General features: G+C 55.1%; 16 protein-coding genes. 6 read left to right on the plus strand and 10 right to left on the minus strand.

All coding sequences use genetic code 11. The features are described 5' to 3' along the window. The first annotated feature begins 39 nt into the window (after positions 1–39). Positions 40–1,194, plus strand: coding sequence for a M14 family metallopeptidase (locus tag KIH26_RS16190; RefSeq protein WP_213446724.1), 1,155 nt, complete (start codon positions 40–42; stop codon positions 1,192–1,194). On the opposite strand, the gene KIH26_RS16195 is transcribed toward KIH26_RS16190, so the two are convergent. From KIH26_RS16195 to KIH26_RS16225, 7 genes are all read right to left on the minus strand, one after another. Next, positions 1,191–2,006: a type III pantothenate kinase gene (locus KIH26_RS16195; RefSeq protein WP_213446725.1), complete on the minus strand. Its 816-nt coding sequence runs from the start codon at positions 2,004–2,006 to the stop codon at positions 1,191–1,193. The genes KIH26_RS16190 and KIH26_RS16195 overlap by 4 nt on opposite strands. A gap of 65 nt (positions 2,007–2,071) precedes the next feature. Next, a complete protein-coding gene (locus KIH26_RS16200) occupies positions 2,072–3,514 on the minus strand; it encodes an amidase (RefSeq protein WP_213446726.1) in 1,443 nt (480 codons plus the stop codon). Positions 3,515–3,591: 77 nt separating this feature from the next. Further along, on the minus strand, positions 3,592–5,151 hold the full coding sequence (locus KIH26_RS16205) for a M81 family metallopeptidase (protein WP_213446727.1): 1,560 nt from the start codon (positions 5,149–5,151) through the stop codon (positions 3,592–3,594). After that, positions 5,152–6,741: an ABC transporter ATP-binding protein gene (locus KIH26_RS16210; protein WP_213446728.1), complete on the minus strand. Its 1,590-nt coding sequence runs from the start codon at positions 6,739–6,741 to the stop codon at positions 5,152–5,154. A 131-nt stretch (positions 6,742–6,872) separates the two neighbouring features. Further along, positions 6,873–7,745, minus strand: a complete 873-nt coding sequence (locus KIH26_RS16215) for an ABC transporter permease (protein ID WP_213446729.1) — start codon at positions 7,743–7,745, stop codon at positions 6,873–6,875. A 1-nt stretch (position 7,746) separates the two neighbouring features. Next, positions 7,747–8,688 (minus strand): ABC transporter permease, encoded by a 942-nt coding sequence (locus tag KIH26_RS16220; protein WP_213446730.1) that lies wholly within the window; start codon positions 8,686–8,688, stop codon positions 7,747–7,749. Positions 8,689–8,720: 32 nt separating this feature from the next. Then, positions 8,721–10,307, minus strand: coding sequence for an ABC transporter substrate-binding protein (locus tag KIH26_RS16225; RefSeq protein WP_213446731.1), 1,587 nt, complete (start codon positions 10,305–10,307; stop codon positions 8,721–8,723). A gap of 62 nt (positions 10,308–10,369) precedes the next feature. On the opposite strand from KIH26_RS16225, the gene KIH26_RS16230 reads away from it, so the two are divergent. Continuing rightward, on the plus strand, positions 10,370–11,812 hold the full coding sequence (locus KIH26_RS16230; protein ID WP_213446732.1) for an amidase: 1,443 nt from the start codon (positions 10,370–10,372) through the stop codon (positions 11,810–11,812). Here the strand turns inward: KIH26_RS16230 and KIH26_RS16235 are convergent, their stop codons facing one another. Continuing rightward, positions 11,813–12,481, minus strand: a complete 669-nt coding sequence (locus KIH26_RS16235) for a helix-turn-helix transcriptional regulator (RefSeq protein WP_213446733.1) — start codon at positions 12,479–12,481, stop codon at positions 11,813–11,815. A 120-nt stretch (positions 12,482–12,601) separates the two neighbouring features. Here KIH26_RS16235 and KIH26_RS16240 point away from each other — a divergent pair, with 120 nt between their 5' ends. Continuing rightward, on the plus strand, positions 12,602–13,909 hold the full coding sequence (locus KIH26_RS16240) for a sensor histidine kinase (protein ID WP_213446734.1): 1,308 nt from the start codon (positions 12,602–12,604) through the stop codon (positions 13,907–13,909). Further along, complete coding sequence (locus tag KIH26_RS16245) at positions 13,881–14,858, plus strand: response regulator (protein WP_213446735.1); 978 nt, start codon at positions 13,881–13,883, stop codon at positions 14,856–14,858. Before KIH26_RS16240 ends, KIH26_RS16245 begins: the two co-directional genes overlap by 29 nt. Positions 14,859–14,868: 10 nt before the next feature. Here the strand turns inward: KIH26_RS16245 and cqsA are convergent, their stop codons facing one another. Continuing rightward, entirely contained in the window at positions 14,869–16,134 is a 1,266-nt protein-coding gene (cqsA, locus tag KIH26_RS16250) for an alpha-hydroxyketone-type quorum-sensing autoinducer synthase (RefSeq protein ID WP_213446736.1), read from the minus strand. A gap of 200 nt (positions 16,135–16,334) precedes the next feature. Between cqsA and map the strand changes: the two genes are divergently transcribed. Together map and KIH26_RS16260 are read left to right on the plus strand one after the other, a co-directional pair. Then, a complete protein-coding gene (gene map, locus KIH26_RS16255; protein WP_213446737.1) occupies positions 16,335–17,138 on the plus strand; it encodes a type I methionyl aminopeptidase in 804 nt (267 codons plus the stop codon). 136 nt (positions 17,139–17,274) lie between these two features. Then, a complete protein-coding gene (locus KIH26_RS16260; RefSeq protein WP_213446738.1) occupies positions 17,275–19,929 on the plus strand; it encodes a [protein-PII] uridylyltransferase in 2,655 nt (884 codons plus the stop codon). A 317-nt stretch (positions 19,930–20,246) separates the two neighbouring features. On the opposite strand, the gene KIH26_RS16265 is transcribed toward KIH26_RS16260, so the two are convergent. Further along, positions 20,247–22,040 carry a hypothetical protein gene (locus KIH26_RS16265; protein ID WP_213446739.1) on the minus strand — a complete coding sequence of 598 codons (1,794 nt, stop codon included), beginning with the start codon at positions 22,038–22,040 and terminating at the stop codon, positions 20,247–20,249. Positions 22,041–22,303: the final 263 nt, after the last annotated feature.

Here is a 22,303-nt window from a genome sequence, read left to right on the forward strand (position 1 = left end):
GGAATACCCGGCATTTGTCTCATGCGTCACAATCTTGAAATGATTCAGATCCCTCAAGCTTTCTCCTCAACCTATGCCCAGGCGCGCGTCAAATTTCTTGAAGCTGCCGCGACAGCAGGGCTGACCATCACCTCCTTTTCTCACCCGCTGCTTGGCAAAGAGGCAGAGGATTTAGCCATGGATGTGGCGCTGGATGGCTCGCCCGATGCGAAGGAGCTACTCATCGTCAGCAGCGCCTGCCACGGCGTAGAAGGCTATTGCGGCTCGGGCGTACAGGTGTTTGCCTTGCACGATCAAGAATGGAGAGACAAAGCAAAAGCCGCTGGCGTTGCCGTGCTCTACATCCACGCGCTCAATCCTTACGGCTTCTCTCATCTGCGCCGCGTGACCCATGAAAACGTGGATTTGAATCGTAATTTTCAAGATTTTTCCAAACCACTGCATGAAGCCACAGCCAATCCCGGCTACACATCTTTGCACGATCTGCTGCTGCCCAAGGAGTGGCCACCTACTCCTGAAAACATAGCAGCTTGCGCAGATTGGATGGCCTCTAGAGCCTTGAAAGACTCTAAAAATCCAGACGAAGCCAGTGGCTTGCGCGCCTTTCAACAAGCCGTCACCAAGGGCCAATACACGCATGCCAACGGTCTCTTCTTTGGCGGCAATGCCCCCACATGGAGCAACCTCACCCTGCGCAAAGTGCTGCGCCAATACGCCCAGAAATGCGAGAAGCTGGCGTGGATTGATTTGCATACGGGTCTGGGCCCCAGCGGTTATGGCGAACGCATCTTTGCCTGCAATGACGATGCCGCCGCTTATGCGCGCGCATCGCGCTGGTGGGGCAATGCTGGCAGCCCAAGCGGCGAAACGCCCGTCACCAGTATCTACAACGGTTCATCGGCATCAGCCTTTCTGACTGGCTTAATGTGGATGGCAGCTTACGAGGAAGCGCCACAAGCTGAATACACCGCCATTGCCATGGAATACGGCACACAACCTGTGAACGAGGTTTTGAGCGCCTTACGCGCCGACCATTGGCTGGCCAATCACCCCGAAGCATCTCCCGAGTTGGCCACGCAAATCAAAGCTCAGCTCCTGGCCGCGTTTTATACCGATACCGATGTGTGGAAGGGGCAGATTGTGAGCCAAGCGCGGCAGTCCATGTTTCAAGCGGTGGACGGCTTGAAAAGTTAATCACTGATTCCGCGAAACTTCGCTACTTCGAGCAGCCCATCGAAAATGAGGTTGTCCACCAGCTCGACATCTTCCAAGCCCAGCCACGGATGCATCTTCCAGCCTGCGCCGCCCGTCATGTAAAGCACGGGGTCTTGGCCGCAGCGGTTTTGCACATGATGGCGCATGCGGCGCACTGCACCTGCAATCGCATAAGTGCCGCCGCTGGTGAGTGCGTCGCTGGTGTTGGTAGGAAATTCTTTCACATCGCCCGTGGGCACATGCAAACCTGCTGTGCCGGATTCCAGCGCCTTGAGCATGATGCCGTGGCCTGGCAAGATAAAGCCGCCAAGGAATTTGCCTTGCGATGTGCCGTCGGGTGCAAGCTGTACACCAATGGCTTCTACAGTCACCGCCGTGCCCACCATCACAACCACCATCGGCTTAGGCGCAGCAGAATGCGTGGCCATCATGCGATGCCAAGCGCCGATCATCGCCACCCAACGATCCGCGCCGAGGCGCATCGGAAAATCGTAACCATTCACGAGGCCGGCTTCTTGCGGGCTAGAGAGTACCCACTGCGGATTCAAATCCCAGCGCTCGAAAATCTGCTCTTGCACGCGCTGCCTGAGTGCATCGCCAGCGACGATACAGCCAATCATTTTGCTGGGTGCGTCTTGCGCGGGGATCGCTGCCCAAGCGCCTTCAGCCAGCGATTCAATGTTTTCCAAAAACTCCGCGCCACTTGCCAAGAGCTTAGCCCCCGGCTGCGCTTGGCTATAAATCGCCCATTTGAGGCGGGTGTTTCCAACGTCGATGGCTAGGAGTGTCATGGCTGAATATTGCTGTTTGTCGCCATTATCACCAATACCATCAGGAGAGCACTGGGGGATTTGTACTAAGTAGTTTGAAGTGTTGGCCTGAGGATTGGGCGCAGCTTTTCATAAGCACGCGCGGCGCGGAGCACGAGCGCATCGGCAAACATAGGGCCGACGATTTGTAATCCGATGGGTAGGCCATCTCGTGTTAAGCCACAGGGGATGGAGCAAGCGGGTTGTTGGGTGAGATTGAAGGGATAGCTAAACGGCGTCCAGCCCAGCATGGCCTCGGGGTTCATCGGGGTATGGCCTGCAGGCTTTGCATCGAAGGCAGGGATGGAGACGGCAGGCGTGATCAGCAGATCGTAGCCCTGAGGGTTGCTCGCCGATTTCATCCATTGGCGCATCTGGCTGCCTAGAGCACCTCGGCGAATGTTGAGCTTTTGGATATCAAGCGCGGAGAGCTTGGCGCCGAGCTCAGCTTCTGCGCGGAAGTCTGGGTCAGTCACTTTCTGCTGCTCAGGCGTGAGCGTGTTCCACACCGTCCATGCGCCGAGAAACCACAGGCCTGTGGTGATCTCCAAAGGATCTTCAAAACCGGGGTCAGCCGGCACAATATGTGCGCCGAGCGCTTCCAAATCTGTAGCGGCTTGTTTGACTGCAGCGGCCACTTCTGGATGCACGTTTTTCACATAGCCGAGCGTGGGCGAGAAGGCGATACGTAGGCCTTTGACACCTGCGTCCAAGTCTTTCAGATAGTCCACGCCGTCATACGGCAGCGATGTCCAATCGCGCGCATCCAGTTGCGTGATCACATTCATCATCAGCGCTGCATCCTGCACGCTCATCGTGTGCGGCCCCAAATGCGCCACGCTGCCAAAGGGCGAGAGAGGATACGCAGGCACGCGGCCAAAGCTGGGCTTCATGCCAAAGTTGCCGCAGAACGCTGCGGGGATTCGCACACTGCCCGCGCCATCCGTGCCTACGCTCAGCGGCCCCATGCCAGCAGCCACAGCAGCCGCTGTGCCGCCACTTGAGCCGCCCGGTGTCTTCGCGGTATTCCACGGGTTGCGCGTGATACCTGTGCGCGGTGAATTCGTCTCGCCTTTGCAGCCGAATTCCGGTGTGGTGGTTTTGCCTAGGATCACCGCACCGGCTTCTTTCAATCGCGCGGTGGCTGGTGCATCAATCTCCCAGGCTTGGTTTGCATCAATCGTGTGGCTGCCACGCAGCGTCGGCATGCCTTGCGTCAAGATAATGTCTTTGATCGAAGTCGGCACGCCTTCCAGTGCGCGTACGGGTGCGCCGCTTCTGCGATGCTCACTCCACATCGCTTCACTTTTGATAGCACTCTGCGCAGATTCTATGCCGGCGATATGGCTAAAAGCTTTCAAAATCGGATTATGAGCATCAATCCGTTTCATCACAGCCGCCTGCGCCTCCACTGGAGACGCTGCGCCAGATTTGAACAAAGCAATCAGCTCAGTCGCTGTGCAATCTGCCAGATCAGAAGGAGAATTCATTCAAATCCTTTCGGTATTTCTTTCGCGTCTTCTGCGTAACTTTTGCGTCTTTTGCGTTCTATTCTTTGACCGCCAACTCAAACCGGCAGAGATGGCGAAATCGTAGGCGAGAGTTTCTTCCAAGGCAAATCTCCCGCATCCGCCGCCATCGGCCCCGCCGCTTTCGCCACGATCACATCGCGCGCAGAGTCTGCCACCAGCGGCGTGAAATCTGCGCGGAAATGATTGGAGCTTTTCACCACGATGATCTTCATCTCTTCCGCGTTGATGCCCACCATGCGAAGCAGCTCGCGGTCGAGCAACTGCGCTTTGCCGCTCACCACAGCCACGCGAATGCCTTCGATATTCAATGCACAGCTCTTTCCAAGATGCGCCGTCACACCCGTCATCATCGGGCCTGTGTAGGTGCACACACCGTCGCTCAGTTGCTCAATGCGGAAGCTGCCTTGCACAGGTGGATCACTCAAAACGCCAGTAAACGTGGGCACAGCTGTCCCCAAGTTCAGATCAATCACTCTGTTTTTAATAGCACTCTGCGCAGATTCCACGCCGACCACATGCTCTTTTTGATCATAAATATGCACTTGATTTGCAGATTCAGGGTCATACAGCATGCCAAGCGCCACGCGATTCGGGAAGCGCTTGCCAGCGCCTTGGCGCAGCAGCTCATGCAACACACCCGTGGTGTTGCTGTCACCGCCCGCGCCGGGATTGTCTTGCGTGTCGGCGATCACAATGGGCTTATCGGATTGTGCTGCGCGCTCTATCGCTATCGCCACAGCTTGCGCCACGGGCAACACACCCGGATCCCACTGCTTTGCTGGCGATGCGCTCGCAAACAATGCGCTCACCGCCATTTCAGCTTTTTCACCATAACCCCAAATCATTGGCGCGCATTCTGCAAAATCTGCTGCTGGGAAGCCCATACAAAAGCTGAGCACCACATTGTTGGCTGCATCACTCGCGATCAACTCGTCATACAAACGCTTGGCCGGTTGCATCCATGTGCTCTGCGCATTCAGCGGAATCATGTAAGCAAAGCGTTGATAGTGCAGTTTCTCTTTGCGCCCCAGTGCGATACGCCGCTCCAGCAATTTCGCAGCTAATCGCCCCGTATCTGCCATGTCGATATGCGGATAAGTGCGGTAGCTCACCAGTGCATCGGCCACGCTCAGCATGCGCTCAGTCACGTTCGCATGCAAATCCAAGCTGCCCACAATCGGCACGGCCTCACCCACGATAGCGCGAATACGCGCGATCAGCTCACCCTCGGAATCGTCGGCATTCTGCGCGACTGCCGCACCATGCAGATCGAGATACACGGCATCAATGCCTTGATTGACCGCTTCGCGCAGGTCTTCACAAATATCACCGCAGATGCGCTCAAAAGCCTCCGTCGTCACATAGCTGGAAGGCGTTGCGCCCGCCCACACAGAAGGCACAAGCTGCCAGCCCTTACCCAAAGCCGCCTGAATGAAGCCGCCCACTGGAATATTGATGTCCTTGAACGTCTCGATCAGCTTCGCGCCGCGCCGATATGCGGGAAACGTGTGCCCTGCATTGAACGCATCCCAATCAGCGAGCGTGGGAGCAAAGGTATTGGTTTCGTGTTGGTAGCCGGCGATGAAGATGCGCATTTAGATGTTCTTGGGTGCTGCGTCAAACAGACGCTTGGTGTAGTCTTGTTTCGGATTCGCATAGAGCTCAGCCGTCTTGCCCTGCTCCACGATTTTTCCTTGGTGCATCACGATCACGCGGTCGCACAGTTGAGCGGCCACTCGTAAATCATGCGTGATGAAGAGAAGGCCAAGCCCCAGCTCGGCTTGCACCTCGCGCAGCAACTGCAAAATCTGCGCTTGCACGCTCACATCGAGCGCGCTCACAGCTTCATCAGCCACGAGCACTTGCGGCTTGCACATGAGGGCGCGGGCAATCGCCAAGCGCTGGCGCTGGCCGCCGGAGAATTGGCTGGGGTAGCGCTCCATGGCTTCTTGAGGAAGCTTTACTTTTTGAAGAATTTGAGCAACCGCCGGGATAACTTCTGTGCGAGATGCTCCGAAATTAATAGCACCTTCACTCAGTGAATCAACGATCTTGCGGCGTGGATTGAGCGAGCGATTCGGGTCTTGGAAGACGACCTGGATATGACTTCTCAAAGGGCGTAGCTCGCTCTCTTGAAGTTGGCAGACTTTGTGTTGCCCCCAGTGGATCGTGCCTTCTGTGGGTTGGAGCAAGCGCATGATGCAGCGAGCAAGTGTGGATTTTCCGCTGCCAGATTCGCCCACGACGCCCACCGTTTCTCCGGCGCGCAGTTGCAACGCAGCATCTTGCAGCGCTTGCGTATGGCGCGCGCGGCCTAGCCAATCGCGTGAGGTGTAGGTCATGCCAACGCGCTCTGCGCGAATCAATGGCTCGCCTGCCGGATCAGGTTTCGGCGCTGGCGGCTGCATGCTCGGCACAGCAGCGAGCAGCATTTGTGTGTAAGCCTGCTGCGGATTTTTCAGCACTTGCGCGGCGCTGCCCAGCTCCACCGCTTGACCTTGGTTCATCACGAGCACATCATCGGCAATCTCAGCTACCACGCCCATATCGTGGGTGATGAAAAGCACAGCGCAGCCTTGTTCGCGTTGCAACTCATCAATCAAGCGCAGGATTTCTTTTTGCGTCGTCACATCCAGCGCCGTGGTGGGCTCATCGCAAATCAAGAGCGCAGGCTTCAAAATACAAGCCATCGCGATCACGATGCGCTGGCGCTGGCCGCCGGAGAGCTGATGCGGATAGCTGCGCATCATGCGCTGCGGCTCTGGCAGCTTGACGCGCTCTAAGATTTTTAAGACTTCATCCTCACGCTTGGATGCACTCCAATCTGTGTGCGTCTTCAGTAGCTCGTCGATTTGATCGCCACAGCGCATCACGGGGTTCAAAGCCGTCATGGGCTCTTGGAAGACCATACCCATGGCTTGGCCACGCAGGCTTCTGAGTTTTTGCTGGCTGGCTGTGAGAAGATTTTCACCATTGAGCGTGATCTCGCCGCTTTGGACTTTCAGCTCTTTGGCGAGCAAGCCCATCACGGCAGTGGCCATCACGGATTTGCCAGAACCGGATTCGCCGACGACGCAGAGTGTTTTGCCGGCTTCGATGCTCAGGGAAATGTTTTCAACGGCGTGGGGGCGGTCTGCTCCCGGGGGTAAGGCAACATTCAAGTTTTCAATGGCGAGAACGGACATAACTGGCTCTCAATCCAAGGAGAACGCAAAAGACGCAGAAGAAACGCAAAAGACGCAGAAGAAAACAAAAAGATTTTTGCGTCTTTTGCGTTCTTTTTGCGTCTTTTGCGTTCCCTTTTCAATCACGCCAATCACCTCTTAGCAAACTTAGGATCAAGTACATCCCGCAGACCATCACCGAGCAAATTGATCGCAAGCACGGTCGGCACGAGGAACATCGCTGGGAAGAGGACGTTGCCGGGGTATTGGGTGAATTGCACGCGGCCTTCGGCCATGATGTTGCCCCAGGTGGGGATGTCTGCAGGCAAGCCGAGGCCGAGGAAGCTGAGCAGGGCTTCGGTGAGCACGGCGCTAGCTGCGACGAAAGTGCCTTGCACAATCATGGGGGCGAGGGCATTGGGCAAAATGTGGCGCAGCAGGATGGTAGGCGTGGGAGTAGCGAGCGCTTTCGCAGCCTCCACAAAAGGCTCTTCACGTAATGTGAGCACGAGCGAGCGCACGAGGCGCGTCACGCGTGGGATCTCTGGAATCGCAATCGCTACCACCACCGTCCACACCTGTGCGCCGAGCGCGGCCACGAGTGCAATCGCGAGCAAGATGGAAGGAATCGCCATCAGGCCATCCATGAAGCGCATCAGGATGGCATCGATGATGCGGAAGTAACCTGCCAGCATGCCGAGCAATGCGCCGATGCTGATGGCGACGAGTGCTGTTGAAAAGCCCACGAGCAGAGAGACACGCGTGCCATACAGCACACGGCTGTAGATATCGCGGCCAAAGCTGTCTGCGCCAAACCAGAAGGTGTGTTTGGGCGAGCTGCCATCGAGCATGGCGAATGCGCCGCGCGCACCGGCTGCGGTGTTGATGTGTGCTGAATCCATCGCCGAGGGGTCGACTGTGCCCAGCCATGGCGCGAAGAGGGAGACAAAAAGCAAGATGCCTAAGACGATCACGCCGAAGCGCACAGCGGAATTTTTTGCGAGCTGTTGCCAAGTGCTTGTCATCTCAGTACCGAATCCTTGGATCAAGGAAGAGATAGCTCACGTCAACGAGCAAATTGATCAACACATAGCTCACGCTGAACAGCAGCACCAAACCCTGAATGACGGGAAAATCTCGGTTGAGTACAGCATCGACAGTGAGTGAGCCAAGGCCTGGAATCGCGTAGACCGTTTCAGTAACGACCACGCCACCAATCAAGAGCGCCACGCCAATGCCCACCATCGTGGCCACAGGTACGGCCGCATTGGCCAGCGCATGCCGCAAGAGCACCGCACTTTCTTTGATGCCTTTGGCGCGCGCCGTGCGTATGTAATCTTCCGTCAAAGCCTCACTCACGCTCGCACGCGTGACGCGTGCAATCAAAGCCACATAAATCGTGGAGAGCGTGATCCAAGGCAAAATCAGCTGCATGATCCACGGCACAAAGCCTTCGGCGATGCGCTTGTAGCCTTGCACGGGGAACCAATCGAGCTTGATGGCGAAGAGCCAAATCAGACAGTAGCCGACCACAAAGATCGGGACTGAAAAACCTGCAACGGAGAACATGGACAAAGCGCGATCTAGCCAGCCGCCCATACGCCAAGCGGCAATCGTGCCCAGCGGAATCGCCACAAAAATCGCAATCGTGATCGTGCCAATCGCGAGCGACAAGGTCGGCTCAATGCGCTGCGCCACGAGTTGCGTGACGGGTTTGTTCAAATAATAAGAAAAGCCCAAATCGCCTTGCAGCACATTGCCGATCCAGATGCCAAATTGCGCCAGCAGTGGCTTGGTGAGGCCGAGTTGCGCGCGGATGCGCTCGATCTCATCATTGGTGGCGCTGTTGCCCGCAATTACCGCCGCCGGATCACCGGGCGTGAGCCGCAGGATCAAGAAAACGACGATGGCCACCACCAGCAAGACTGGGATGATGGCCAACAGACGCTGAAGTAAAAATCGGAGCATTAATGCAGCATGGCTTGAGGTTCAGTCTTGCGTTAATTCTTCGTCACGTTCCAGTAAACCTGCGCGCCTGCGCCGAGCAAGCCCGTCACGTTTTTCCGAATCGCCGCAGGGTTGTTGTATTGACCGAGATGCACATGCGAAGCGGTTTCCATCGCGCGCAGTTGGATTTGCTCGGCGATCTTCTTTTTCTCAGCCTCAGAGCCAGCAGCAATGAATTTCACTTTGAGCTCTTCAATCTGCTTGTCATCTTGCCAGCCAAACCAGCCCTTGTCGCCGGTGGCATTCATCATGGCCATGGTGATGGGGTTCAAAATGTCACCAGCCGTCCACGCCGTCATGAAGGCATTCCAGCCGCCTGCGTTGGGAGCATCTTTCTTGGCGCGGCGTGCTACCAACGTCGCCCAATCGGATTGGGGCATGTCCACCTTGAAGCCTGCTGCTTCGAGCTGCTGCTTAGCAACCAAGGGGAGCTTGGCAATCGCGGCCAAATCGGTGGGGCGCATCAGCACGACGGGTGTGCCATCGTAGCCAGCTTCTTTGAGCATGGCGGCGGCTTTTTTCGGATCCGCCGTGCCGGTGTAGATACCGGTGTTGTCGCTCGCATAAGGCGTGCCGCAGGGATACATGCTCTTGCAGAATTTGAAGAGGCCGGGTGTGCCTACTTGAGTCTTCAAATGCTGCTCTTGGCCGAGCGCGACCATCGCCGCTTGGCGAATCTTCACGTTGTTGAACGGAGGATGCATGTGGTTGAAACGGAAGATGAATTGCGTGCCGGCGGGCGACATGTCAAAAATCTCGATCTCTTTCTGCGTTTTAAGCGAAGCGTATTGCTCAAAGGCAGGTTGCTCAACAATATCCACCTCGCCGGCCACGAGCGCATTGAATTGGGTTTGCGGATCGCGGATGATGACCCACTCCACGCGATCCACCTTCACGACTTTGCCGCCAGTCGTGCCATTGGGCGCTTCGCTGCGCGGCTTGTATTTGTCGTTCTTCGTGTAGATCACGCGCTCGCCGGGTTTGAAATCAGCGGGGTTGAACTTGTAAGGACCTGAGCCGATGTGCTCCTTGATTTGCTCCGTGCCAGGTGTGGCGGCAATGCGGGCGGGCATGATGAAAGGCACGTTCGACGATGGCTTGCCCAAAGCATCAAGCATCACGCCAAACGGCGTTTTGAGTTTGATGGTGAAGGTCTTGGCATCTGGTGTGCCCCAGCTGTCAACGCTGCGCATCAGTGCGCCGCCAAAGCTGTCGCGGCTGCCCCAGCGCTTGAGGGATGCGACCACGTCTTCACTCGTCACGGGCTTGCCATCATGAAACTCGAGGCCATCACGCAGAGTAAATGTCCAATTCAGGTTGTCTTTAGAAACGCTCCATTTATCCACCATCTGTGGCTTGATGGCGCCTTGCAGATCGGTGCCAAAGAGCGTGTCATAGATCATGTAGCCGTGGTTGCGAGAGATGAAGGCTGTTGTCCAGATCGGGTCAAGCACCGTCAAATTGGCGTGCGGAATCACTTTGAGTGTTTTGGCTTGGGCATGCGCGGCCATGGGCGACAGCATGGCAATAGCCAGTGAAGCAGCGGTCAAAGCTGTTGAAAAAATACTGCGTCGTTTCATGATTCCTACACTCCTAATAAAACATGTTCCACAATGTAGCTGATAAAGGATCGCTTTGTGTTATGGAAATTACCAGTTTTGGTGCATCGCACCTCTCCCAGTTGATTTACTCTAAGCAAGTCTCCTGCCAAGAAGTGATGCAGGCCAGCTTGGATCGCATTGCCGTGGTCAACCCTCGTGTGAATGCGATTGTGAATCTGCGCTCAGAAGAGGATCTGCTCAAGGAAGCCGCTGAGCACGATGCCCTGCTCGCGAAAGGTGCCAGCAAAGGCTGGCTGCATGGCATCCCTCAGGCCATCAAAGATATCGCCCCATCGGCTGGCCTGCCCAACACCATGGGCAGCCCTTTGCTCAGAGATTTCATCCCCAAAGAAGATGGCCTGATGGTGCAGCGCATGAAGGCGGCCGGCTGCATCGTGATAGGCAAAACCAATGTGCCGGAATTTGGCCTGGGCTCACATTCTTTCAACGAGGTGTTTGGCGCAACGCGCAATGCTTATGACCTGAGCAAAACGGCTGGCGGCTCAAGTGGTGGCGCAGCAGTGGCTCTCAATACCTGCATGCTCAGCGTGGCCGATGGCTCGGATTTCATGGGTAGCCTGCGTAACCCTGCAGCTTGGGGCAATGTGTTTGGCATGCGCCCAAGCCAAGGCCGCGTGCCAATGTGGCCAGCCACCGATGTGTGGATCAACCAGCTGGGCACAGAAGGGCCGATGGCGCGCGATGTGGCGAGCCTTGCTGCGCTCTTACAAACGCAATCTGGCTACTCACCTCTTGCTCCTCTTTCTATAGCACTTTGCGCAGATTCTACGCCATCAAATGGCCAATTTGGCTTAAAAAATCAACGCATCGGATGGCTGGGCGATATGAACGCACATTTGGCCACGGAGCCCGGTGTATTGGCGCTGTGCGAGCAAGCTTTGCAGCGCATGATGCATGAGGGCGCACACGTATCGCCCTGCACATTGAGCATGCCACCCGCGCAAGTGTGGGAAGCCTGGAGCGTCTGGCGCAAAGCTTTGGTGGGCTCACGGCTTGCACCCTTCATGCTCAGCCCGAGCAACCGAGACAAGATCAAGCCCGAAGCTTTGTGGGAATACGACAGCGCTCAAGATTTAAAAGCTGCAGAGCTGATGCGAGCCAGCGTCTCGCGCACCGCGTTTTACCAAGCCATGCTCCAGCTTTTTGAGCAGCATGATTTCCTCGCCCTGCCAGCTGTGCAAGTCTGGCCATTTCCGATTGAACAGCGATGGCCGAAAGAAATCCTCACTGCCCATGGCGCAAGAGCGATGGACACCTATCACCGCTGGATGGAATGCACCATTTACGCCACATTCGCTGGTTTACCCGCCATCAGCTTGCCTTGCGGCTTCAGCGAGGCGGGCCTACCCATGGGCATTCAAATCATCGGCAAGCCGCAGGCTGACAGCGACTTACTGGCCTTGGCGCAGGCGTATGAAGCCACAGCGCAAGACGTATTGCAACGCAGACCGGCCCTTGGCTGATCAGATCACGCCGTACCAGATGGCGCGCTCCACAGCAGCCAGCTTGTTATCGACGCCGAGCTTGCGCATCGCATTGGATAAGTAGTAATTCACCGTGCGCTCGCTGCAATCAAGTTTTTGCCCCGTCTCGGCAGCAGTCATTCCGTCAAAAGCCAGCGCCAAGCATTCTTTCTCGCGCGGGCTCAAAGGGCAAATCACCTCAGCCATGCCGCGCTTGATGCGCGGCCAGATATTGAGAATGGACCACACGAGTGCGGTGGCTTCACTCTTATCGTGCAGAGCACGTGGCGTCATCAAATAGCATTCCAGCACCTTGCCGCGCGGCATCATGAAGGCCACGCGCACCATGGATTGCAGGCCGTGTGAGAGCGCAAGTACGCGCCAGCGGCTGAGCTCGGCATAGCTGCCGCGCGAAATGTCTTGCCACAGCGCCAGTGGCGAATCGGATTCCACCCAATCGCGGCCAAACTCCTCACTCTCGGCCAGCGCCTGCGCCATCGCCTGCAGGCGTGGCGGATGCACCGCATGCACGCAGCGATGCACGGCAGGCTCCAACACATCAGGTCCGAGTACCACCAGCGCCTCTACGGCCTCCGCTTGCAAGGCAGCCATCCAGTCGGCCAGCAGGCCATCAAGTACCACGCTGTCAAAATTGGCAGGTTGAATCATCCTTTGAGTATGCCTGTGCAAACAAAGAGGCTCACAATAAGATACGTTAAATTTGTCAAAAACCCATCAATCGGATCGTGTTTGTCAAGTTTGAAGACCAAAGTATTCACTTAGTTCCTCATGATGCATTTCACTTGGAAGCAACTCAAAGACTGGATCGTTACGCCAGAGCTTGAGGTGATCCTGCACCCGTCGCGCAGGCGCCTGCAGTGGCTGGGCGTGCTCACGGTCGGGGGGCATTTCCTATTTTGGTGGCTATGGACTTCTGTTTTCCCTCAGCCGTATGAAGATTGGCGCTGGCGCTTGCTCATGGCAAGCACGGGCTTGCCATTGATTTTCCAGCCCAAGGGCAGCTTGGCACATTCGCGAAGCATGAAATGGTATTTCACGTTCGCCTGCTGGATACAGCTGCCATTTTTCTTCGTCTGGATGTACTTCATGAACGTTAACTCGGCGATGTGGATGGCCACTGTGGCCGTCATGATCGTCGTGTACAACAATTTAACGGACTGGCGCCTGGCGACTGTCGGCTTGGCTTTGGGCGCTTTGGCTTCTATTGTTTTGGCGCAATCCATCTTGGGGTACTGGCCACCCATTCCTCCCGAGCATTGGTTGGTGTTTTCTTTTTCTTGGGTTTTTGCTTCATTGCTCGCTTTCTCCAGTGCCAATCTGCGCCGCGAACGCCTGCGTCAATCGCTCACCGTGATTGGCATCATGGCGCATGAGTTGCGTACGCCTTTGGCCACCATGGCTTTGATTGCACAAGCCATCCGCATTGAGTCTATTGCCAAAGACCATCGCCACGAAGCACGGCTGGAGGAACTGGCCACACGGATGGAGGCTCTCTCGCGCACCATCAATCATCACATTGATCTGCAAATGGCCAATGCGCGCTACACCTTTTTGCCAGCGAGCGACGAGCTGATCTCTGCTCGACAGTTGGTCACCAAAGTGATTGAGGATTACCCCTTTGGCTCGCGGCGCGAGCGCCAATGCGTGCAGATCGTGCTGCATGCAGATTTTTGCTTTCATGGCTCTTCACGGCAATTTACTCAAGTGCTCAACAACCTGATCAAAAACGCGATGCATTCCCTCAAAGTTGCACAATCGCGTCATGAGGCTGGTGATTTACGCATTGAGCTGGGTATGCGCGGCTCGGTAGGTCGCATCCAGATCACTGACAAAGGTATCGGCATCAATGCGAGTCAACTGAAACTCATCTTTGAGCCTTTTTTCTCCACCGCCAATGAAACCGGCCACGGGCTCGGCTTGGCTTTTTGCAAGCAGGTGGTCGAGGCATCCCACGGCACGATCATGGTGGCTTCCGAACCCGCCATGGGCGCCACCTTCACGCTGCAATTGCCCTGCCAGCCAGCTCCTTCCCAAGAAAACTCTCACCATGAAGTTTCCCCTTTATCACCGGCCTAGTGCCCTGGTGTTTCTCGATGACGAGACGCCATATTTAGAAATGCTGGCCATTGTCTTGCCGCGCGAGTGGTGCATTCGTTTTCATACGCGCACACGTGATTATTTGGCACAGATCAATTCGCAAGCTACAGGCTGGGAAGAGGACGTTGCCCAGCATCAAGACATCATCAACCAATGGTTCAAAGGCAAGCCACTGCCCGGTTTGGTACTCGACTATTGGCGCTCGCAAGCTCATCGTTATGGCCTGCCCAGCATTGCCGTGGTGGATTACGCCATGCCTGCAGCCACTGGCCTGCAGGTGCTTCAAGCCAGCCCGCCTTGGCCGCCGTATCGCGTCTTGCTCACCGGCAAAGCCGATGAACACACTGCGGTAGCCGCTTTCAACGATGGCCTGATCGATCGCTACGTGACCAAGCAAACACCCGATCTCGTGCAACAACTCACCAGCGTACTGCGCCAGCACTACAACGCACCCATGGATTTTCATGAAGGCATCTGGCGCAATGTGCTGCGGCGCAGCCAGCAGCAGGCGCTGCAAGATCGTGCGGTGCAACAAGGCCTGCTGGATTGGATCAAAGCACTGGACTGCGTGGAATATGTGGTGCTGCCCGAGCCCTTTGGTTTGCTTGCTCTGGACAGCTTCGGCCTAGCACATTGGTTTCAGTTTGAAATGCACAAAGATTTGCCCGCTGCGGTGGACTTGGCCAAGGCTGCCGGGCATGATGATGCGGCCCTGGCATCGATCTCTCAAGGCGAGATGCTCAGTGACGCCGAATGGCTGCAAGCCATAGGAACAGATGCGCCGCCAAAATGCGCCCGTGCTGTTGCTTTGGGCACGGGCGGCCACCTGATGGCCGCCCATTTTCCCCAAAAAGCCTTGGGCGCTATCGGGCTAGGCCATCGTGCCTTTTTGGAAAGCCTACCCGAGCGCGGCGTGGATCTGGATTAATTGAGCCTCCTCATGCCATGGCCAAGGCCTCATTGGCATGTCCAGCGCGTGACATGGCTGCACGCCTGGCAATGGGCCAATCCCAAGGCTTGACCATGGGCGTAATTTCGGCAGCAACATCCAGCACATGATCCATTTCGGCATCGGTCAGCGCGCTGCTCACAGTCAGGCGCACCATCGCGCGGTTTTTGCTGGTTGCTGGCGCACAGAACACAGCGCCGAACACATCACGCGCTTCCAAATGATCACGCAAGACAGCGGTGGCCGGCTCTGTGCCAGCTTCTAGGGCAATGATCTGTTCGGTTCCTTGATGGACTGGGTAGCCCAACTCGGTCAGCCCGTTGCGCAAGCGGCGAGACATGCGGTGCAATCGCACCCGTTCTTGATCACTGCGTTTGACGACTTCCAATGTGGCCGCCAGGCCCGCGATTTCGTGCGGCAGCAAACACGAGCTAAAAATACTTGGATAGCTTTCGCTCAGGAAATAGTGGCGCATGGCCGCGGGCATCGTGAAATAGCCCGCCCGACCTGCGAACGCTTTGGCCAAGCTTGCCGTGATGAAATGCACTTGCTCCGTCAATCCCAGCTGCGCGCACAGGCCAGCACCTTCGTCGCCATGCGTGCCTAAAGAGTGAGACTCATCGACCACGATCATGCAGCCCGCCCGCTGCGATACCTCCACCATATCAGCCAATGGGCAGAGCGCGCCTGTTGTGCTGTAGACCGAATCAACCACGACAACGCCCGGCCCATGCCGCGCGATCAAGCGCGCCAGATGTGCAGGATCGTTATGCCGAAAAGGCTGCGCAGGCGCCTTGGCAGCTCGCGCGCCCTCCCACAAGGAGGTGTGTGCCAAGCTATCGATGTAGACGGGCGTAGAGGCATCTGCGATGCCTTGCAATAAACCTAAATTCGCGGCGTAGCCAGACTGGCAAATCAAACCATCTTCTTTGCCCATCCACTGCGCCAAACCGCGCTCCAGTTGCCTCACGGGATGCTCCCCATGCAAAAACACGCTTGATTGGATGGCGAATTCAGCGTCATGGCGCAGGGCTTGTGCTTGCGCTCTCACGATATCTGGATGCCCAGTGATACCGAGGTAATCGTTGCCATCCAATCGCACAGAGTTGGGTGTTTGCGCTCTGCCATGAAGAATGAATCGGCCCTTCCACTGCTCGTTCCAACGTGCGGCGAAATCACGCTCAATGCGTTGATGCAAATGGGCCGAAATATTGGGGTCACAGGGAAAAACTTCAGATGCTAATGACCAGCTCATGGGAGACCTCTCAAAAAAGACGTTAAGGAGTGCTCCATTTCAACCAATAGCTGAATTTTGGGTAATTTGCCCCGGTAAATTTGACAGTGATTTCTAACGATTTACATCTTTTTTTCACAAATTTACTGTGAATTCAGACATATTCACCTCACATGACGAACACCTCAGCAAAGCAGGGATAATTCAGGGTGGAAGAAAACATGAGCATTACCATCAAAGATCAAGCCGGCGCAGCTGGCATGCGCTTGGCAGGCCGCCTCGCCTCCGAAGTGCTGGATTTCCTCACGCCGCATGTGAAGCCGGGCGTCACCACCGCTGCTTTAGACAAACTCGCGCTGGATTTCATCATCAATGTGCAGGGCTGCAAGTCAGCCACCGTGGGCTACGCGCCGCCTGGCTATCCGCCGTTTCCCGGCTCGATTTGCACTTCGGTGAATCACGTGGTCTGCCACGGTATGCCGAGCGAGAAGGCTTTGAAGAAAGGCGACATCATCAACATTGATGTGACTGTGATCAAAGATGGCTGGCATGGCGATACGAGCCGCATGTTTTTGGTGGGCGATGTATCGCCCTTTGCCAAGCGTTTGTGCGCCGTCACGTATGAATGCATGTGGAAGGGCATTACACAAGTGAAGCCCGGCGCGAAGCTTGGCGATATTGGCCAGGCGATTCAACGCTATGCAGAATCTCAAGGCTACAGTGTGGTGCGCGAATTCTGCGGCCATGGCATTGGCCAAAAATTTCACGAAGAGCCGCAAATTTTGCACTATGGCAAAGCCGGCACAGGCGAGGTGATCGAAGAAGGCATGGTATTCACCGTGGAGCCGATGATCAACATGGGCAAGAAAGATATCCGCGAGCTGGGCGATGGCTGGACGATTGTGACCAAAGACCATTCGCTCTCCGCGCAGTGGGAGCACACCGTGCTCGTCACGCCCACGGGCTATGAGCTGATGACTGTGTCTGCAGGTTCACCACCTCCGCCAGCTTGGGTTTCGGCTTAGTTCAATGCCAAACATTACTTCCGTTCGGCCTGAGCTTGTCGAAGGCTTGTACAAGCGTTTCGACAGGCTCAACGCGAACGGGTTGATTCGTTCTAGTTTCAATTCAATCACTATTGATTTGTGAGCACTCCGCGCAATGAATACGCCGGCAAATAGCTCATTTCGCTCTAAAAAACAACTCGTTTTAGACAAAATCGCAGCCACCGGCGCATCCACGCGCAGCGTGAAGCAGCAATTGCGTGAACTCTCTGGTGTGGCTGATGAGGTGCTGCGCCAGTTGTGGAGCGATGCTCAATTCCCATCTGACTGTGCTCTATTGGCAGTAGGTGGCTATGGGCGTGGCGAGTTGTTCCCACACTCCGATATCGATGTGCTGATCTTGCTGCCTGATAGCGATCAGATGCAAGATGACGAGCATTTCAAAACCAGCGCCAGCAGCTTCATCACCGCTTGCTGGGATGCTGGCTTGGAGATCGGCTCAAGCGTGCGCAGCGTGAGTGAGTGTGTGAGCGAAGCAGAAAAAGATGTGACGGTGCAAACCAGTTTGCTCGAATCTCGCTTGCTCACTGGCGATGCCGCGCTGCATAAAGCCTTCTCAAAAGCCTACCGCGCCGCGCTTGACCCGCAAGCCTTCTTCACTGCCAAAACTTTAGAAGCCAAGCAGCGCCACACCAAGTTTGAAGATACGCCTTATTCGCTAGAACCCAACTGCAAAGAATCCCCAGGCGGCTTGCGCGATCTCCAATTGATCCTCTGGCTCACCAAAGCCGCAGGCTATGGCAAGAGCTGGGATGATCTCGCGCGCAAGGGCTTGGCTACGGCGCGCGAGGTGCGTGAGCTCAAGCGCAACGAAGCCGTGCTCTCCCTCGTGCGCGCACGCCTTCACATCGCAGCCAAGCGCCGCGAAGATCGCCTCGTGTTTGATTTGCAGCATCTCGTGGCCGAGAGTTTCGGCTATCTCGCTGAAGGCGAAAGCCGCTCGCAGCGCAAAGCCAGCGAGCAGCTCATGAAGCGCTACTACTGGGCGGCCAAAGCCGTCACGCAGCTTGCGCAAATTCTGCTGCTCAATATCGAAGAGCGATTGTTCGAGCAGAACCAAACCTTGCACTGGATCAACGAACGCTTTGCCGATAAGGCAGGCATGATCGAAGTGACGAGCGATGAGTTGTATCTGAACAATCCGCATGCGATCCTAGAAACCTTCCACATCTATCAAACCACAGTAGGCGTGAAGGGCCTCTCCGCTCGCACGCTCAGAGCGCTCTACAACGCGCGCGGCATCATGAATGCAGGCTTTCGCAAAGATCCCGCCAACCGCGAGATGTTTCGCAAGATTTTGCAATCGCCCCAAGGCATCACGCATGCCACGCGCCTGATGAACCAAACCTCAGTGCTCGGGCGCTATCTTTGGGTCTTCCGCAAAATCGTCGGGCAGATGCAGCACGATCTGTTTCATGTCTACACCGTGGATCAACACATCCTGATGGTGCTGCGCAATGTGCGCCGCTTCTTCATGGCCGAGCACACGCATGAGTATCCGTTTTGCAGCCAGCTCGCTGCCGGCTGGGATAAGCCTTGGATTCTCTACACCGCCGCCCTCTTTCACGATATCGCCAAAGGCCGAGGCGGCGATCATTCCGATCTTGGTGCGATGGAAGTCAAAACCTTTTGCCGTGAGCATGGCATCAGCAAAGAAGACGCACAACTCATCGCCTTCCTCGTGCAGCATCACCTCGTGATGAGCTCCACCGCACAAAAGCAAGATTTGAGCGATCCGGATGTGATCACCGCATTTGCCAAGAAGGTAGGCAATGAGCGCTATCTCACCGCGCTTTACTTGCTCACCGTCGCCGATATTCGCGGCACAAGTCCGAAGGTATGGAACGCCTGGAAAGGCAAGCTGCTCGAAGACCTCTACAAACTCACGCTGCGCACTTTAGGCGGCCGCGCCCCTGATGCTGGCGCAGAAGTGCAAGAGCGCAAAACCGAAGCGCTGCAAAAGATGGCGCTCTATGCCATGCCGCATGAAGCTGAAAAAGCGCTGTGGAGCACACTGGAGGTGAGCTATTTTCTGCGCCATGATGCCAACGATATTGCTTGGCATGCGCGCCAGCTCTCACGCCATGTAGATATAGATACTATCAAATCAATAGCATCTCGCGCAGATTCTATGCCGGCGAATGAGCAAAAAGAGTCTGAAAATACTACAAAAACTGCCATCGTGCGCTCGCGCCTCTCCCCCATCGGCGAAGGCATCCAAGTGCTGGTTTACACGCCCGATCAAAGCGATCTCTTCGCCCGCATCTGCGGCTTCTTCGACAGCGAAGGCTTCTCCATCCTCGATGCACGCGTGCACACCGCCAACAACGGCTACGCGCTAGACACCTTCCAAGTTATCAGCAACAGCATGGGCGAGCATCACCGCGAGCTCATGCAAATGATCGAAGCCGAGCTACCCCGCGTGCTCGCAGCCCAAGAAGAATTGCCACCGCCTGCGAAGTCAAGAGTCTCCCGAAGAGTCAAGAGCTTCCCCGTCGCCCCCCGCGTCAGCCTCGCCCCCGATGAAAAAGCCCAGCGCTGGCTCTTAACGGTAAGCTGCTCAGATCGCAGCGGCCTCCTCTACTCCATCGCCCGCATCCTCGCCAAACACCGCATCAACCTCCAACTCGCCAAAGTCATGACCCTGGGCGAACGCGTTGAAGACAATTTCTTGATCGACGGCGCAGAGCTGCAGCACAACAAAAAGCAGATTGAGATTGAGACGGAGTTGCTTGAAGTTCTAGGTAGCTAAAGCTCAGTTTTCTTAGTCTTTTGAGATAGAAATCGGCTAGTCGCCGACGTAGAATCTGCGCAGTGCGCTATTGAATTCATAGTGATAGATTTGCCACTTGGTCATCACCCGCCTTCGCACAACCCGCTCGCCTGCCACGTGATGTGCCCGAAAAACCTGAGGGCTTTCCTTCAGGCGCTCTTGCCCGCAAGCTCTAAGCTGCGATCATTTGTAGCATTCAAACCATGGCTGGCCGCGCTCGACGAGGAAATCCCTCAGCTTTTTCAGACCCATCACGCGGCGGATTGATGTGATTGGAGCGTCGTTAGGCTCTGCATTCAGGATTTTTGTGATGTGTTCTGGTTTTCTTCGTGGTTTTCTGGCTGCCCGAAAAGCAGTTTGCCTACCCACCAAATCGCCTGACCAAAATTATCAATCAGCTGCTCGCCCTGCCGCAGAAACGAATTACTCTCGTCGATTCCAGCGAGCTTTAACGCATCTCCAATGCTCGAACTTGTCGGATGTGAATCACCGACTCGCATGTCATATGCTCCAGCAATTACACCAAAGACTTTGCGAGCTTGATCAGCACCAACCTTGTTACTCAAAATGTCCTCAAGAAGTTTATTTGATCCTAGTTCGTTCTTTCTTGCATGATTAGATATCTTGCGAAGTTCACGAACATTAAGCCGATCAGAAAATGCGCGTATGAGCTCTTTAGCTAATCGCAGCAAGGAGGCTTGATCTTTGCTTGCAAAACGCGAGGCATGTTGCTTAATTGATTCGTCATCAATGTCGTGAGTGAACAAAGCAATATGAAAGTGGTACTTAAATCCCTCTTCCAGCATCCGCATACTATCCAAAAGTATTTCTTCCACAGCGTATGTAGAAGCTGGTTGTGCTTTAACCTGTGCTGCCAACAATTCACTTGAGACTTTTCCTTCTGGGGCAACGTTATGGGCAACCCAAATGTGCTGTTCCCATGCAGCCAAGCGGGCAACGTCATAAGCGTAAACGGTGATCAAGTCTATAGAGTTGAGTCCAAAATGAGCAACATATCCAGATGTAGAACGTATGCCACCTGTTTCTGACGTGTACCACTCCAGAGAAAAGCCTCGATGATTAAGCAGCTCATTGACAATACTGGGCCGGAACCACAGCCATCGACCAATGTCTTCGCTATCTAACTCGGCAGATGGCAATCGAGTTCCATCGGTCTCCACAATGAATTGGGGAAGCACATCATTTGCATCCCCTCGAACGCGCGTGCTTAGCTTTTGATGTTCAATCCATTCGTCTCTCCAAAATTCTCCCTCAACTCTGACGCCTGCATAACCGCCTCGATGCCCTCTCGAGTTTTCAGAATCGGTATTACTGTCATTTTCTTGCCCCATCACAGGAGCATCTTCATCCTCATCAACATCAGTGCGCCAGACTCTGACAGAAGCCCAACTACCGCCATAGACATCTTTCAGATTGCGTATACGAAGCTCAAAACGTCCGTGATCTCGCATTTCTCGTTGTTCTGTCAGATTGGCATATGCACTGCTAGCAAGCGCATCTACGTTTTCCACTCGTTGCCTGTAGTAGCTAAGACGAAGAGAGAGATTTCTAGCTGCCAAATAGTCCATGAGAAATTCACGCTTGATTTCTATCAAACGGTGGTGGCCTTCTGCATCTAGGGTTTCGCGAGCCACGATAACAAAGTCCTCTTCTGGCCGTACCCAGTTGTTTCCTTCTTTGATTAGACGAAGAGCAACGACTAGATCTGGATTCAATATCCAAAGTGTCCCCCCAACTACAGGTTGGGGGTGTTCGAAAACTAGATGAACACCAATTGGCTCTCTATCGCCATGCTGAAATTGATCTATTGGGGAATAATAGCCGTCCTCTTTGTATGCATAGGGTTGAACATTACGAACTATTCCTATATCCATCCAACTGAGCTGATCGGCAGTCTGTTTATGTTCCTGTGGAAACGCAACTGATCCGCAGCTAAAAGACTCACTAATGTATCCAATAGACTGAGGCTTGCTTTGTTCATTTCTGTTCGACGCCCTAAGTGGCACCCATGTGGCGTTAGAAAAGGTTCGGCGAGTTTCTCTGCTAAATAGAATCCAATCTTGATCCATGCGCGTGCTCTTTTACTGTTAGTTAACGAATTATGAGTATCTGACTGAAGTCTTGTAATGTAGTGTGGGAGCTGTTCCAAGCCAAGAGATTTCTATCGGTTCGCTTGCCTCTCTCGTGGAGATTGCGTATCTTTGAATGCTTACACACGCAATCGTTATTAGTAGCAAATAGATAACGAACCTGCGTGTCAACCACCTCCATCCGCCGCGTGATGGGTCTGAAAAAGACGAGGCCTTTCTCAGTCGAGCGCGGCCAGCAAAGT

It is taken from the genome of Variovorax sp. PCZ-1, from assembly GCF_018413605.1.
Lineage (GTDB): Bacteria > Pseudomonadota > Gammaproteobacteria > Burkholderiales > Burkholderiaceae_C > JANMDU01.